This window comes from Pseudonocardia sp. ICBG601, from assembly GCF_020496245.1.
In genome coordinates this window covers 168386-182765 of the sequence record NZ_JAHLJA010000150.1, presented here as the reverse complement: position 1 = coordinate 182765, position 14380 = coordinate 168386, and the positions used below count along the sequence as shown (strand labels likewise).

Here is a 14380-nt window from a genome sequence, read left to right as displayed (position 1 = left end):
CGATCGGTGTGGACGACGTGGTGATCGTGGGAGCGGGCCCGGTCGGTCTGCTGCTCGCCTGCGAGCTGGGTCTCGCGGGCTGCTCGGTGACGGTGCTCGAACGCGAGCCCGGCGGGGAGAACCCCTGGCGGACCGCGCCGCTCGGGATGCGCGGGCTGACCGCGGCCTCGGTGGAGGCCTTCCACCGGCGGGGGCTGCTGCCCGCGCTGCGGGAGGCGGTCGGCCCGACCCCGGCCGGCTTCGGCCCGGACCCCGCGGCCGACGACCGCACCGACCCCGGTGCCGAGGCCGGGGACGGGGTGCTGCCGCCGCCGCGGGCCGGGCACTTCGCCGGGATCATGCTGGGCGGGGTCGAGCTCGACGAGACCGCGCTCCCGCCCCGGCTCCCCACCCCGGCCACGGACCGGCTGATGGTCCACCTCGCCGACGTCGAGGGGATGCTGGCCCGGCGCGCGGGCGAGCTCGGGGTCCGGATCCTGCGCGACACCCCGGTCACCGGCCTCGACCAGGACGACGACGGGGTGGTCGTGCACAGCGGCACCGGCACGTTCCCCGCCCGGTGGGTGGTCGGCTGCGACGGCGGCCGCAGCGCCGTCCGGCGGCTCGCCGGGTTCGACTTCGTCGGCACCGAGCCGCAGTTCACCGGCTACGTGCTGCACGCCAGGGTCGACGACCTCGACAAGCTCGACCGCGGCTTCACCCTGACCCCGCAGGGCATGTACCTACGGATGCCCACCGACGGGCACCTCGGGATCATGGACTTCGACGGCGGTGCCTTCGACCGCTCGCGGCCGCCGACGCCCGAGCACCTCCAGGAGGTCCTGCGCCGGGTGTCGGGCACCGACGTGACCCTGCTCGAGGTGTGGAACGCCTCCAGCTTCACCGACCGCTCCATGCAGGCGACGACCTACCGGCGGGGACGGGTGCTGCTCGCCGGCGACGCCGCGCACATCCACTCCCCGCTGGGCGGGCAGGGCCTCAACTCCGGCCTGGCCGACGCGCTGAACCTGGGCTGGAAGCTGGCCGCCACGGCGCGGGGCACCGCCCCGGACGGCCTGCTCGACACCTACGACGACGAACGGCACCCGGTCGCGGCCGCCGTGCTCGACTGGTCCCGCGCCCAGGTGGCGCTCATGCGGCCCGGCCCGCAGGCCGCCGCCCTCCAGGCGGTGGTGCGCGACCTGCTCACCACCCGCGACGGCGCGGGCTACGTCTACCTGCGGACCTCCGGCGCGGGCCTGCGTCTCGACCTCGGCGACGCACACCCGATGGTCGGGCGGGTCGCGCCGGAGTTCCGCCTCGCCGACGGCACCTGGCTCGGTGAGCTGACGACCACCGGCTCGGGTGTGCTGCTCGACCCGGGGGCCGCCCCCGCACTGGGCACCGCGGCGCGCGGCTGGGCGGACCGGATCCGCCGCGTCACCGGCCCGCTGCGCGACGACCTCGGCACCGGCACCGTCCTCCTGCGCCCCGACGGCGTCGTGGCCTGGGTCGGCGGGGACCGGCCCGATCCCGCGGCGTTCGGGCGGGCGGCCCGCCGCTGGTTCGGGGAGCCGGCCGCCTGACCGGGGGCGTGCCCCGGCGGGCGGACCGCCGGGGCACGCCCGGCTCAGTTGCCGACGCCGTCGAGCAGCCAGTGGTAGCGCAGCCGCAGCGCCCGTTCGGTGCTGGCCAGGGCGGCCGCGAGACCGAGCGCGATGTTGAGCCAGATCGGCAGGTGGACCGGCGACTCGAACACCCCGACCGCCGCCGCGACCGGCGGGATCCGGCTGAGCGGCTCCAGCAGCTGCAGCAGGTTCAGCCCGACGCCGACGACCAGCGCCACCACCGACACGACACCGAGCATGCGGCTGAGCGACGGGTGCTCGCGCTCCAGGCGGGCCCGGCGGCCCTCCGCCGAGCGCGGGTCCGGGACGAGCTGCCGGACCGCACCGGCCGCGGTGACGTACCGGCAGCGCTTCACCCCGAACCCGCTCGTCGCGACCTCGATCGCGCCGCCCTCGACCGGGACGACGGCCGGCACCCGCGACGACGCGTGGTGCCGCCCGTCGCGGTACACCTGCGCGACGACCTGCCCGTTCTCCCCGCTGCCCTGGTGGCGCACGTCGACGGAGTACCGCACCGGCCGCCCGTCGGCGCCGACCAGGTCCAGGTGCAGCAGGGCGCGCCCCAGGAACATCTGCCACCAGCGGAAACGCTTCAGCGGACTGCCGTCGCCCGGCCTCACCCGTCGGACGGCGCGGTGTCGTCGCCACTCGGTCAGCATCTGGTCCCCCGAACCCGTGTCCTTGACCAACACACTGTGTTGGTCCGTGCGCCGGCACGCTAACACGGTGTACTAGTAGGCTGCCAGGGGTGGACGAGACGCAGCGGCGGAGGCTCGGGAGCCGGGACCGGGTGCTCCTGGCCGCGATGGAGCTGTTCGGCCAGGACCCGGGGACCCGGCTGAGCGTGCGCGCGGTCGCCGCGCGGGCCGGGGTCAGCACCGGCTCGCTGCGCCACCACTTCCCGACCCAGCGGGCGCTGCAGGACGAGGTCCTGACCCGCGTCTACGACCTCGTCGCCCCCGACGACGCCATCCACGACACCGCGGTGCCGGCCCGGGACCGCCTCGCCGCCTGCCTGCGGGAGGTGCTGACCCGGACCGGGGTCGGAGAGCAGGCGCGCCGGGCGCTGCGGACCGCGGTCGACACCTTCGTCGTGCCCGAGCCGACCGAGGAGAACCGGCGGGCCTACCTCGCCATCGAGCGCGAGGTGCGGCGCCGGGTCGAATACTGGCTGACGACCCTGGTCGACGAGGGCGCACTCGCCCCGGGCGACAACGCCCGGCGGGCACGGTTCCTCATGACCGTGGTCGACGGGCTCGGCATGGAACGGGCACTGCCCGCCGCCGACTCGATCCTGCGGACCGAGACCGAGACCCTCTACCTGGCCGTGGACGCCGTCCTGGGCGACCCGGGCGGCGAGACCCAGGACGACGGCCGGTCCTGATCGCGCATCCGGCCCCCGGGTGCACGCGTCACGCCGGGACCCGCTCCAGGAAGCGTCGCAGGTGGCCGGCGACGACGTCGAGGTGGCTCTCGAGCAGGAAGTGGCCGCCGTCCACCAGGTGCACCTCGACGTCCCGGGCGTCGCGGGCGAACGCCCGCGCCCCGTCCGGTCCGAAGATCTCGTCGTTGCGCCCCCACACCGCCAGCACCGGGACCCCGGTGGTGCGCAGGAACCCGTGCAGGCGCGGGTAGAGCGGGCGGTTGTTGCGGTAGTCGCGGAGCAGCGCGAGCTGGACCGCGTCGTTGCCCTCGCGGGAGACGAGCGCGTGGTCGTGGTGCCAGGTGTCCGGGTCCACCGTGCCCGGGTCGGACACCCCGTGCAGGTACTGCCACCGGATCGCGTCGAGGCCGAGGGCGGCACGGACGGCGGGCTCGGTCTCCGGGCCGGGCGCGTCCCCGTAGGCCCAGACGTCGGTCCAGAACGACTCGACGAACCCGTCCTCGTAGCCGTTGCCGTTCTGGGTGACGATCGCGGTGATCCGCTCCGGGTGGGCGAGTGCGAGCCGCCAGCCGATCGGTGCGCCGTAGTCCTGAACGTAGAGGGCGTAGCGGTCGACGCCCAGCAGCTCGAGCAGCCCGTCGGTGATGTCCGCGAGCGCGTCGAAGGTGTAGTCGAACTCCGACGCCGACGGGGCGGCGGAGTACCCGAAGCCGAGGTGGTCCGGCGCGATCACGTGGTGGTCGTCGGCCAGCAGCGGGATCAGCTGCCGGAACATCGACGAGCTGGTCGGGTAGCCGTGCAGCAGGACGATCGTGGGCGCGTCGGCGGGACCGGCCTCCCGGTAGAAGATCTCGTGTCCGTCGACGGTCGCGGTCCGGTGGTGGACGAGCGGCATGACTAACTCCTTCACATGCTTGATATGGTTAGACTTCCCCACGGAAGCACGCCCGCATGTAACCTGTCAAAGGACTCGATGCGGTTAGGAGACGACGTGGACCTGCTGCTGGACCTGCTCAACAGCAGACCCCTGGTCGACGGCACGGAGCGCGACGCCCTCCGCGACCCCGTCGCCGGGAGCCGCTGGGCCCGGGCACACGGCGGCGACGGCGGCCCGGAGGAGCTGGCGGCGCTGCGCGAGACCCGGGACGCCCTCACCCGGGTCGCACGGGGGGACACCGACCCGGGCGTCGCACTGGCCCCGCTCCTCGACGGCGTGCACCGGACGCCGGAGCTCACCGACGGGCGGCTGACCTGGCGGACCGTCGCCCCCCCGCACGCCCGGCTCGCCGTCGAGGCCGTCCTCGCCTGGGCCGCCGTCGAGGAGGAGCTGCCCGGCCGGCTGCGCCCCTGCGCGAACGACGCGTGCCGGCTGTTCCTGCTCGACCGCAGCCGCGCAAACCGCGCCCGGTGGTGCTCGATGGCGGTCTGCGGGAACCGCGCCAAGGCGCGCCGGCACTACGAGCGGACCCACTGAGGCACCCTCAGCCGGTCCCCTCCACCAGGGCGGTCACCCGGATCTCGACCCGCATGGTGGCGACCCCGAGCACGGTGACGCCGGTCTGGGTCCAGACCGGGGCCCGCCCGCCGAGCCGGCTGCGGAACTCCCGGACCATGATCCGGTTGTGCTCGTCGCCGATGGCGTCGGACCCGGGCGCGACCTTGTGGTACGAGTTCACGTGCACGACGTCGGCCCAGGTCGCGCCCGCCTCGGCGAGCGTGCGCCCGACGTTGTCGAACGCCTGGACGATCTCCTGCTCCAGGTCCTCGGCGACGACCAGGTCGTCGTCCCAGCCGCCCTGGCCCGAGGTCTCCACCCGGTTGCCGATCCGGACCGCCTGGCTGTAGCCGAGCAGGTCGCGGGCGGTCACGCCGTAGCCCGGCGTGACGTGGAAGGTGGCGGTCTCGCGGTCGATGACTTCATCCATGAATTCAAGCTACAAGTCATGAGTTCACCTGTAAAGTGCGCTCCGGTACCCACGGACAGGAGCGACGGGTGACGACGGACCGGGCGACACCGGAGGCAGGCGGTGACGGGCCGACGTGGCTCGACGGCGGGGAGAAGGCCGCGTGGACGGGCCTGGTCTCGCTGATCATGCTGCTGCCCGGCAGGCTGGAGGCACCGCTGCAGCAGGCGCACGGCCTGACGCTGTTCGAGTACCTGACGCTCAGCCACCTGTCCGAGGCGCCGGGGCGCAGCCTGCGGATGAGCGAGCTCGCCTTCCTGACCAACGGCTCGCTGTCCCGGCTGTCCAACGTGGTCAAACGGCTGGAGGGCCGCGGCTGGATGCACCGCTCCCCCGACCCCGACGACGGCCGCTACACCCTCGCGGCCCTCACCGACGCCGGGTTCGACGTCGTGCACGCCGCGGCGCCGACCCATCTGCGTGCGGTCCGCGCCCTCGTCCTCGACCGGCTCGACGCGGCGGACCGGGCGGCGCTGGGCCGGATCGCCGTCGCGCTGGGGGTGCAGGACCTCCCGCCGTCCTGAGCCGGCGCGACCGGGAGGGCGCCGGTCAGCCGTCGCCGAGGATCCGGCCCAGCACGTGACGGGCGTCGGCGGCGATGACCGGGTGGCTGTCGCGGTAGTACGGCAGCTGCACCAGTGCCATGGCCAGCGCCCAGCCGCGCCCGCGGGCCCAGGTCGCGTCGTCGGCGTCGACGGCGCCCCGGAAGGCCGCGACGGCCGGCGGCGGGAGCAGGTTCCACGCGGGGACGAGGTCCACCGCCGGGTCGCCGAGCCCCGCGGTCGCCAGGTCGAGGACCGCGGCGAGCCGGCCACCGCGCGCCAGCAGGTTGCCGGGCATGAGGTCGGCGTGCACCCATACCGGCGGGCCGGTCGGCCCCGGGACGGCGAGCGCCGCCTCCCAGGCCGCGGTCGCGGCGCCGATGTCGAGGGGTTCGCCCCCGTGCCGGAGCCGGGCTCACCACATTTCCGTTCCGGATCCCGCGGAGCGGAAGAGGATGCGCCTCCGGTTCGTTGACGGAGAGGTCACCGTGTCGATCGTGAGGTGCTGTCATGCCGCTACCGCTGCCGTTGTCGATTCTGGACCTGGCCACCGTCGCCCGGGGTGAGACCGTCGCCCAGGGCCTGGAGGCCAGCACCCAGCTGGCGCAACGCGCCGAGGAGTGGGGGTTCCGCCGGATCTGGTACGCCGAGCACCACAACATGGGCTCGATCGCGTCGGCGGCGACGAGCGTGCTCATCGCCCACGTCGCCGCGCACACCGAGCGCATCACGCTCGGCTCCGGCGGTGTGATGCTGCCGAACCACTCGCCGCTGCAGATCGCCGAGCAGTTCGGCACCCTCGCCGAGCTCCACCCCGGCCGCATCGAGCTGGGGCTCGGCCGCGCGCCCGGCACCGACCAGGCGACCGTCGCGGCGCTGCGGCGGGACCCGCGCGCGTCGGAGACCTTCCCGCAGGACGTGCAGGAGCTGCAGGCGTTCCTCGGGACCACCAGCCTGGTCCGGGGCGTCGAGGCCCACCCGGGCCGCGGCACCGGCGTCCCGCTGACGATCCTGGGGTCCTCGCTCTACGGCGCCCAGGTCGCGGCCGCGCTGGGGCTGCCCTACGGCTTCGCCTCGCACTTCGCGCCGGACGCCCTGGAGCAGGCCGTGGCGCTCTACCGCCGGGAGTTCCGGCCGTCGGAGCAGCTGTCCGCCCCGCACGTCCTGGCCGGGGTGAACGTCATCGCCGCCGACTCCGACGACGAGGCACAGCAGATCCAGCGTGAGGTGCAGCGGTCCCGGGTCCGACTGTTCACCGGCCGTCGCGGGGCCTCGCTCACCGACGCCGAGGCCGACGCCGTCCTCGACAGCGCCTCGGGCGGGCAGATCCGGTCGATGACCCGCTACACCGCGGTCGGGACACCGGAGACCGTCTCGGCGTACCTGGAGGAGTTCGCCGCCCGCGCCGACGCCGACGAGCTGATCGTCACCGGTCCGGCGCCGCGCCGGGAGAGCTGGTGGCGCAGCTGGGAGCTGCTGGCGACGAAGGTCCAGAACACGAGCTGACGGCGACGCCGTCAGTGGGGCGGCGGGCCGACGCTGTCGCGGGACACCAGCACCGGGGCGATCTTCCGGTGCACCGCCTGCGACACGTCCGGCCCGGCCTCGTGGTTCAGCAGCAGGTCGAGCGCCTCGCGGGCGACGGCCTCGAAGTCCGCGCGCAGGCTGGTCAGCGGCGGGATGAGGTGCGCCGAGACGGGCACGTCGTCGAACCCGACGACGCTGACGTCCCCGGGGATGCTCCGGCCGCGGTCGTGGAAGGCGTGGAGCAGGCCGGTGGCCAGCGCGTCGTTCGCGGCGAACACCGCGGTCACCTCGGGCATCCGGGCCATCAGCTCACCCGCCCGGTACCCGGCGTCCGCGCTCCAGTCCGCAGCCATCACCGGCGGCACCTCGGCCCCGGCCGCGTGCAGCGCCGCGGCCCAGCCGGCCGCACGGCCCGCCGCGTCGAACCAGTCGGTGGGGCCCGCGACGTGCCAGACCGTCGCGTGGCCGGCGGCCAGCAGGTGCTCGGTCGCGATCCGGCCGCCCTCCACCTGGTCGACCGTGGCCATCGGCAGCTGCTGGTCGGGATCGCCGTCGACGGTGACGAGCGGGACGTCACGCGGCACGGTGTCGAGCGCCTCGGCCACCGACGCCACCGGCGCGATCACGACGATGCCCGCGACCTGTCCGTCGAGGTGGCGCTGGACGGCCTGGCGCACCGACTCGCCGTCGATCTCGCGCACCCGCACGACGCTCACGCCGAACCCGGCGCCGACCGCCTGTTCCTCGAACGCGGCGAGCAGCGACACCGGGCCGAACAGCGTGGACCGCGGCGCGACGACGCCGAGCACCCGGTCGCGGCCGGTCACCAGGGTGCGGGCGGCACGGTTCGGCCGGTAACCGAGCTCCTCGATCGCGGTCCGGACCCGCACCCGGGTGCTCTCCCGGACGTTCGGGTGCGCGTTCAGCACCCGCGACACCGTCTGGTGGGAGACCCCGGCACGACGGGCCACGTCGAACATGGACGGTGCCCGTCCCGGCCCCGGCCTCGGCCCCGACCCCGGCTCCATCGCGATCCCCACGCCGTCCCCCTCCGATCGGTGCAGCGTAGCCGTCCGTGACCGTCTCCCCTACGGAGGGCGTTCGCCGGACCCCTGCACGACCGGGACGTTCCCGGCCACCCCGCCGACGCGTCCCCCGGGCGGCCGGGAGACCGTCCGGCGCCCGCGGACCGCGGGAACCGGACAGCGTGATTGTTAACCTTCACATCAACGATGTCCAGGACCGGCAGCGGACGCGATCACCTATCGACGGACGATCGGTCCGGCGGCCACACCGACCCTTGACCCACCGCTGTGTTCGCGCTAACAATTGCTCACCACCGAGACCGCCGGCACACCGGACCGCACAGGATCCGGCTCCGGCCCTCACCCCGCAGGCCGCGCACCGCCGCGCACCACACGGAGGATCCCGATGTCGACGACGACACCCACCCCGACGGCACCCACCGGGCGCCGCGTCTTCCGCCGGCTGGCCGGCGTCGCCGCGGCCATCGCCCTCACCGCCGGGATCGCGGCCTGCGGCTCCGGCGGGTCCGGCGGAGCCGCCCCGGACACGCTGACCCTCGGCTTCGCCCAGGTCGGCGCGGAGTCCGGCTGGCGCACCGCGAACACCGCCTCGATCCAGGAGTCGGCGAAGCAGGCCGGGATCGAGCTCCAGTTCTCCGACGGCCAGCAGAAGCAGGAGAACCAGATCAAGGCGATCCGGTCGTTCATCCAGCAGCAGGTCGACGTGATCGCGTTCAGCCCGGTCGTCGAGACCGGCTGGGACACCGTGCTCCAGGAGGCGAAGCGGGCCCGGATCCCGGTCGTGCTCACCGACCGCTCGATCGACTCCGCCGACCCGTCGCTGGTGAAGTCCTTCATCGGATCCGACTTCGTCAAGGAGGGCGAGAAGGCCGGCGAGTGGCTGGTGAAGGACTCGGCGGGCAAGCCCGAGGTGAACGTCGTCGAGCTCCAGGGCACGACCGGCGCCGCCCCGGCCATCGACCGCACCGAGGGGTTCAAGCAGGCCACGGCGGGCACGCCCGCGATCAAGGTCGTCGCCTCGCAGACCGGTGACTTCACCCGCTCCGGCGGCAAGCAGGTCATGGAGGCGTTCCTGAAGTCCCAGCCGAAGATCGACGTGGTCTACGCCCAGAACGACGACATGGCTCTCGGCGCCATCGAGGCCATCACCGCGGCGGGCAAGGTGCCCGGCAAGGACATCACGATCATTTCTGTCGACGCCACCAAGGACGGGATGCAGGCGACCGCCGACGGGAAGATCAACTACATGGTCGAGTGCAACCCGCTGCTCGGCGGACAGCTGATGGACATGGTGAAGAAGGTCGCCGCCGGGGAGCAGGTCCCGGCCCGCGTCGAGGTCACCGAGACCACCTTCGACCAGGCCCAGGCCGCGGCCGTCCTGGCCGAGCGCAAGTACTGATCCCGCACCGTCCGCCCGGTGCCGGTGGAGCACGATCCACCGGCACCGGGCGGTTCCCACTCCCGGGTGCCGCGCGCGGCCGCGCCCGGGACGACTCCCGGAGACGACGATGACCGAGACCGGACCACCCCCGGCCGCCACGACCGATCCCGTGGTGGCACTGCACGGCATCGAGATCGGGTTCCCGGGGGTGAAGGCCCTCGACGGGGTCGACCTGCGGCTGTTCCCCGGCGAGGTGCACGCCCTGATGGGCGAGAACGGCGCCGGCAAGTCCACCCTGATCAAGGCCCTGACCGGGGTCCACGGCATCGACGCGGGCACCCTCACCGTCCGCGGCGAACGCCGGGAGTTCACCGGGCCCGGGCACGCCCAGGAGGCCGGGATCGCCACGGTCTACCAGGAGGTCAACCTCTGCCCGAACCTCTCCGTCGCCGAGAACATCATGCTGGGCCGCGAGCCGCGGGCCCCGTGGTGGGGCGGGCGGCGGATCGACCGGGCCGCGGTGCGGCGCACCGCCGTCGCGGTCCTCGGGCGGCTCGGGCTGGACCTCGACCCGGCCTCGCTCGTCGGTGACCACCCGCTCGCCGTGCAGCAGCTCGTCGCGATCGCCCGGGCCGTCGCCACCGACCTGTCGGTGCTGATCCTCGACGAGCCCACCTCCAGCCTCGACGCCGGTGAGGTCCGGGAGCTGTTCCGCGTCATCCGCGAGCTGCGCGACGCCGGGGTGGCGATCCTGTTCGTCTCGCACTTCCTCGACCAGGTCTACGAGCTCGCCGACCGCACCACGATCCTGCGCAACGGCCGTCTCGTCGGCGAGTACGCGATCGCCGACCTGCCGCGCCTGGAGATGGTGTCGAAGATGGTCGGCCACGCCCTGGAGGAGCTGGAGGACCTCGACCGCCAGCCCGCGGGCGAGGGCGCCACGCGCACCGGGACCCCGTTCCTCGACGCCCGGGGCATCGGCCGGGCCGGCGGTGTCGCCCCCGCCGACCTCGCGGTGCACCCGGGGGAGGTCGTCGGCGTCGCCGGGCTGCTGGGGTCGGGCCGCACCGAGCTGGTGCGGCTGCTGTTCGGCGCCGACCGCACCGAGACCGGGTCGATCCGGGTCGACGGCCGCGAGGTCACCCTCGGCGGCCCGACCGCGGCCGTCGCCGAGCACATCGCGTTCTGCTCCGAGGACCGCAAGGGCGAGGGCATCATCGCCGACCTGTCGGTGCGCGAGAACATCGTGCTCGCCCTGCAGGCCCGGCGCGGCTGGGCCCGCCGGATCCCGCGCCGCACCGCCGACACGCTCGTCGCGAAGTGGATCTCGGCGCTGGACGTCCGCCCGGCGGACCCGGACGCACTCGTCGGCAACCTCTCCGGCGGCAACCAGCAGAAGGTGCTGCTCGCCCGCTGGCTGATCACCGACCCGAAGCTGCTGATCCTCGACGAACCGACCCGCGGGATCGACATCGGCGCCAAGACCCAGATCCAGAAGCTGGTCGCGGAGCTCGCCGGCGACGGCATGGCCGTCGTCTTCGTCTCCGCCGAGCTGGAGGAGGTCGTGCGGCTCTCCGACCGGATCGCGGTGCTGCGCGACCGGCACAAGGTCGCGGAGCTGAGCCGCGCCGAGGCCTCCACCGCCGCCGTCATGGAGATCGTCGCCGAGGGAGGCACCCACCGTGGCACCCCTGCTGCCTGACCCCGCCCCCACCCGGACCGCCACCGGCGACCCGGACGGACCTACGGCGGCCGCCCCCGCGACGGCGGCGCCGGACGCCCCGGCCGCTCCCCCGTCACCGGGTCGGGGCACCGGGCCGCGCCCCTGGTCGCGCGTCGTCGGGTCGTCGCTGTTCTGGCCGGTCCTGACCCTGGCGGCGCTGCTGTTGGCCAACCTGGTGTGGTCGCCCGGGTTCTTCACGATCACCGTCCAGGACGGCGCCCTCTACGGCAGCCTGGTCGACATCGCCAAGAACGGCGCCCCGACCGCGCTGATCGCGCTCGGGATGACCCTCGTCGTCGCGACCCGCGGGATCGACCTGTCGGTCGGCGCCACGGTCGCGATCTCCGGGGCGGTGGCCTGCACCTGGATCGCGTCCTCGCCGGACCCCACCTCCCCCGGCGCGGCCCTGTCCGGGATCGGCGTCGCCCTGGTGCTGGCGCTGGTGCTCGGCGTCTGGAACGGGGCGATCGTCTCGGTGCTCGGGATCCAGCCGATCATCGCGACGCTGGTCCTCATGACCGCCGGGCGCGGCATCGCCATGCTGATCACCGACGGGCAGATCGTCACCGTGTCCAACCCGACCTACGCCGTGCTCGGCAGCGGGTTCTGGTTCGGCCTGCCGGTCGCGGTCGTGCTCACCGCACTGGTCTACCTCGCCGTCGCCCTGCTCACCCGGCGCACCGCGCTGGGGATGCTGCTGGAGTCGGTCGGCATCAACCCCACCGCGAGCCGGCTGGCCGGGGTGCGGGCCCGCGGCATCGTCTGGTCGGTCTACCTGTTCGTCGCGCTCTGCGCCGGCGTCGCCGGGCTGCTGATCAGCTCGAACGTCACCGCGGCCGACGCCAACAACGCCGGGCTCTGGATCGAGCTCGACGCGATCCTCGCCGTCGTGATCGGCGGGACGCTGCTGTCCGGCGGCCGGTACTCCATCGGCGGCACGCTGGTCGGCGCGCTGATCCTGCAGACGCTCACCACCACCGTCTACACCGTCGGCATCGCGCCCGAGGTGACGCTGGTGTTCAAGGCCGTCGTGATCATCGCGGTCTGCCTGCTCCAGTCCCCGAAGGTCCGGTCCGCCCTCGCCCGCAGGCGACGGAAGCCCGCCGGCACCCCGACCACCTCCCAGGCGGTGTCCCGATGACGACCACGACGCCCCGGCCCACCCGGCCGGACCCCACCGGATCGCTGCTGTCCCGCCTGCCCCGGCCCTCGACGCAGGTGCTGCCGGTCCTCGCGACGTTCGTGCTGTTCGTGCTCCTGTTCGGCGCGGGGTCGGTCCGCTACGACAACTTCCTGTCCCCGCAGGTCTTCCTCAACCTGTTCGTCGACAACGCCTACCTGATCGTCCTCGCGGTCGGCATGACCTTCGTGATCCTCACCGGCGGCATCGACCTGTCGGTCGGGTCGGTGGTCGCGCTGTCCGGGGTGCTGGCCGCGACGCTGCTCGCGGACGGCTGGCCCGCGCCGGCGGTGATGCTCGCGGTGCTGGTCGTCGGCGTCGCGCTGGGGACGGCGATGGGGCTGGTCATCCACCACCTGGAGATCCAACCGTTCGTCGTGACGCTCGCCGGGATGTTCCTCGCCCGCGGGCTCTGCTACGTGATCAGCGTCGAGTCGGTCCCGGTGACCGACCCGACGTTCACCGCGATCGCGCAGGCCGCGATCCCGCTGGGCGGCAGGTCCTTCGTCAGCCCGTCGGTGGTCGTGGCGCTGGTCGTCGTCGCCGTCGCCGCGTGGGTGCTGCACCGGACCCGGTTCGGCCGGACCGTCTACGCCGTCGGCGGCAACCGGCACTCGGCGATGCTGATGGGACTGGCGGTCGGGCGCACCCGAGTCGCGGTCTATGCGATCAGCGGGTTCTGCTCGGCGCTGGCCGGGCTGCTGTTCACCTTCTACTCGCTGTCCGGGTACAGCCTGGCCGCCGTCGGCACCGAGCTCGACGCCATCGCCGCGACCGTCATCGGCGGGACGCTGCTGTCCGGCGGTGTCGGCCTGGTCGTCGGGTCGCTGCTCGGGGTGCTGGTGCTCGGCCTGATCCAGACCTTCATCTCCTTCGAGGGCACCCTCAGCTCGTGGTGGACCAGGATCGTGATCGGGGCCCTGCTGCTGGTGTTCGTGCTGCTGCAGCGGGCGTTCGCCCGGCGCGGGCCGGGCGCGTCGTGATCGACCTGGGCGGGCCCGGCGGGCCGGTCGCGGTGACGGTCGACCCGCACGGCGCCCGGCTCGCCGGGCTGCGCGCGCCCGACCGGGACGGCGTCGTCGACGAGGTGCTGCTCGGCTGCGCGGACCCGCGCACCGACCCGGCGTTCCGCGGCGCGACGGTCGGGCGCTTCGCCAACCGCATCGCCGGCGGGCGGTTCGTCCTCGACGGCACCGAGCACGTCCTGACGCGCAACGAGCCCGGGGCGTCGCTGCACGGCGGGTCGGCCGGGTTCGACCACGCCGACTTCGCCGCCGGGCCCGTCGAGCAGGTGCCCGGCGGACGGCGCGTCACGCTGACCCACCGCAGCCCCGACGGCGACGGCGGCTACCCCGGCACCCTGGACGTCGCCGTCGTCTACACCGTCACCGGGTCCGACGTGGCCATCGAGCTCACCGCCCGGACCGACGCCCCGACCGTGGTGAACCTGACCAACCACGCCTACTTCACCCTCGGCGGGGCCGGGGTGGCCGGCTGCGAGATCACCGTCTGGGCCGACCGCTACCTGCCCGTCGACGACCGTCTCGTCCCGCTCCCCGGTCCCCCGGCCCCGGTCGCGGGCACCCCGTTCGACCTGCGCGTCCCGGTCCGGGTCGGCGAGCGGCTCGGCCGGGACCACCCGCAGCTGGCGGTGGCCGGCGGCTTCGACCACACCTTCGTCCTCGACGACGGCGGCCCGGTCGTCGACGGCCTGCGCGGCGCGGCCCGGGTGGCCGAGCCGTTCACCGGCCGCACCCTGACCGTGTTCACCGACCGGCCGGGCGTGCAGTTCTACTCGGGGACGATGCTCGACGGCTCGATCACCTTCCCCGACGGGCGGCCCGCCCGCCGCGGCGACGCCTTCTGCCTGGAGCCGCAGGACTTCCCGGACGCACCCAACCGTCCCGACTACCCGTCGACGGTGCTGCGGCCCGGCGACACCTACCGCAGCCGGATCCTGCTGCGCTGCGGCGTCGACACGGCCTGAGCCCACCCCGTCCCCACCGACCCCGGCGGGCCGGTCCGC

The 14380-nt window shown here is 74.2% G+C and carries 15 protein-coding genes; 10 read left to right on the top strand and 5 right to left on the bottom strand.

Annotation, left to right across the window (positions count from 1 at the left end; genetic code table 11):
* The first annotated feature begins 8 nt into the window (after positions 1-8).
* Positions 9-1565, top strand: a complete 1557-nt coding sequence (locus tag KPL57_RS46495; RefSeq protein ID WP_226356848.1) for an FAD-dependent oxidoreductase — start codon at positions 9-11, stop codon at positions 1563-1565.
* Positions 1566-1609: 44 nt separating this feature from the next.
* Here the strand turns inward: KPL57_RS46495 and KPL57_RS46490 are convergent, their stop codons facing one another.
* Positions 1610-2299, bottom strand: coding sequence for a hypothetical protein (locus tag KPL57_RS46490; protein ID WP_226356847.1), 690 nt, complete (start codon positions 2297-2299; stop codon positions 1610-1612).
* A 56-nt stretch (positions 2300-2355) separates the two neighbouring features.
* Here KPL57_RS46490 and KPL57_RS46485 point away from each other — a divergent pair, with 56 nt between their 5' ends.
* Positions 2356-2991 carry a TetR/AcrR family transcriptional regulator gene (locus KPL57_RS46485; RefSeq protein WP_226356846.1) on the top strand — a complete coding sequence of 212 codons (636 nt, stop codon included), beginning with the start codon at positions 2356-2358 and terminating at the stop codon, positions 2989-2991.
* Positions 2992-3019: 28 nt separating this feature from the next.
* On the opposite strand, the gene KPL57_RS46480 is transcribed toward KPL57_RS46485, so the two are convergent.
* Positions 3020-3886 carry an alpha/beta fold hydrolase gene (locus tag KPL57_RS46480; RefSeq protein WP_226356845.1) on the bottom strand — a complete coding sequence of 289 codons (867 nt, stop codon included), beginning with the start codon at positions 3884-3886 and terminating at the stop codon, positions 3020-3022.
* A gap of 96 nt (positions 3887-3982) precedes the next feature.
* Between KPL57_RS46480 and KPL57_RS46475 the strand changes: the two genes are divergently transcribed.
* The gene (locus KPL57_RS46475) at positions 3983-4465 is read left to right on the top strand and encodes a CGNR zinc finger domain-containing protein (protein WP_226356844.1); all 483 of its coding nucleotides are present in this window, start codon (positions 3983-3985) and stop codon (positions 4463-4465) included.
* Between the two features lie 7 nt (positions 4466-4472).
* On the opposite strand, the gene KPL57_RS46470 is transcribed toward KPL57_RS46475, so the two are convergent.
* Positions 4473-4916 carry a Rid family hydrolase gene (locus KPL57_RS46470; protein ID WP_226356843.1) on the bottom strand — a complete coding sequence of 148 codons (444 nt, stop codon included), beginning with the start codon at positions 4914-4916 and terminating at the stop codon, positions 4473-4475.
* A 68-nt stretch (positions 4917-4984) separates the two neighbouring features.
* Here KPL57_RS46470 and KPL57_RS46465 point away from each other — a divergent pair, with 68 nt between their 5' ends.
* Positions 4985-5479, top strand: a complete 495-nt coding sequence (locus KPL57_RS46465; protein ID WP_374203877.1) for a MarR family winged helix-turn-helix transcriptional regulator — start codon at positions 4985-4987, stop codon at positions 5477-5479.
* A 25-nt stretch (positions 5480-5504) separates the two neighbouring features.
* On the opposite strand, the gene KPL57_RS46460 is transcribed toward KPL57_RS46465, so the two are convergent.
* A complete protein-coding gene (locus KPL57_RS46460) occupies positions 5505-5879 on the bottom strand; it encodes a phosphotransferase (protein ID WP_226357482.1) in 375 nt (124 codons plus the stop codon).
* A 128-nt stretch (positions 5880-6007) separates the two neighbouring features.
* Between KPL57_RS46460 and KPL57_RS46455 the strand changes: the two genes are divergently transcribed.
* Entirely contained in the window at positions 6008-7003 is a 996-nt protein-coding gene (locus KPL57_RS46455) for an LLM class flavin-dependent oxidoreductase (protein ID WP_226356842.1), read from the top strand.
* Positions 7004-7014: 11 nt separating this feature from the next.
* Here the strand turns inward: KPL57_RS46455 and KPL57_RS46450 are convergent, their stop codons facing one another.
* Entirely contained in the window at positions 7015-8004 is a 990-nt protein-coding gene (locus KPL57_RS46450) for a LacI family DNA-binding transcriptional regulator (protein ID WP_226356841.1), read from the bottom strand.
* Positions 8005-8455: 451 nt separating this feature from the next.
* Between KPL57_RS46450 and KPL57_RS46445 the strand changes: the two genes are divergently transcribed.
* The 5 genes from KPL57_RS46445 to KPL57_RS46425 all read left to right on the top strand — a co-directional run bounded on the left by KPL57_RS46445 (position 8456) and on the right by KPL57_RS46425 (position 14341).
* On the top strand, positions 8456-9469 hold the full coding sequence (locus tag KPL57_RS46445; protein WP_226356840.1) for an ABC transporter substrate-binding protein: 1014 nt from the start codon (positions 8456-8458) through the stop codon (positions 9467-9469).
* Positions 9470-9578: 109 nt separating this feature from the next.
* Entirely contained in the window at positions 9579-11153 is a 1575-nt protein-coding gene (locus KPL57_RS46440) for a sugar ABC transporter ATP-binding protein (RefSeq protein ID WP_226356839.1), read from the top strand.
* Positions 11134-12315, top strand: coding sequence for an ABC transporter permease (locus KPL57_RS46435; RefSeq protein WP_374203876.1), 1182 nt, complete (start codon positions 11134-11136; stop codon positions 12313-12315). The genes KPL57_RS46440 and KPL57_RS46435 overlap by 20 nt, the downstream gene beginning before the upstream one ends.
* Positions 12312-13337 (top strand): galactofuranose ABC transporter, permease protein YjfF, encoded by a 1026-nt coding sequence (yjfF, locus tag KPL57_RS46430; protein WP_226356838.1) that lies wholly within the window; start codon positions 12312-12314, stop codon positions 13335-13337. The genes KPL57_RS46435 and yjfF overlap by 4 nt, the downstream gene beginning before the upstream one ends.
* The gene (locus tag KPL57_RS46425; RefSeq protein WP_226356837.1) at positions 13334-14341 is read left to right on the top strand and encodes an aldose epimerase family protein; all 1008 of its coding nucleotides are present in this window, start codon (positions 13334-13336) and stop codon (positions 14339-14341) included. The genes yjfF and KPL57_RS46425 overlap by 4 nt, the downstream gene beginning before the upstream one ends.
* Positions 14342-14380 lie beyond the last annotated feature (39 nt).

Excerpts from the sequence above, each read along its gene's own strand:
- KPL57_RS46480 (WP_226356845.1), bottom strand. The coding sequence starts at position 3,886 with ATGCCGCTCGTCCACCACCGGACCGCGACCGTCGACGGACACGAGATC.
- KPL57_RS46470 (WP_226356843.1), bottom strand. The coding sequence starts at position 4,916 with ATGGATGAAGTCATCGACCGCGAGACCGCCACCTTCCACGTCACGCCG.
- KPL57_RS46455 (WP_226356842.1), top strand. The coding sequence starts at position 6,008 with ATGCCGCTACCGCTGCCGTTGTCGATTCTGGACCTGGCCACCGTCGCC.
- KPL57_RS46450 (WP_226356841.1), bottom strand. The coding sequence starts at position 8,004 with ATGTTCGACGTGGCCCGTCGTGCCGGGGTCTCCCACCAGACGGTGTCG.
- KPL57_RS46445 (WP_226356840.1), top strand. The coding sequence starts at position 8,456 with ATGTCGACGACGACACCCACCCCGACGGCACCCACCGGGCGCCGCGTC.
- KPL57_RS46440 (WP_226356839.1), top strand. The coding sequence starts at position 9,579 with ATGACCGAGACCGGACCACCCCCGGCCGCCACGACCGATCCCGTGGTG.
- yjfF (WP_226356838.1), top strand. The coding sequence starts at position 12,312 with ATGACGACCACGACGCCCCGGCCCACCCGGCCGGACCCCACCGGATCG.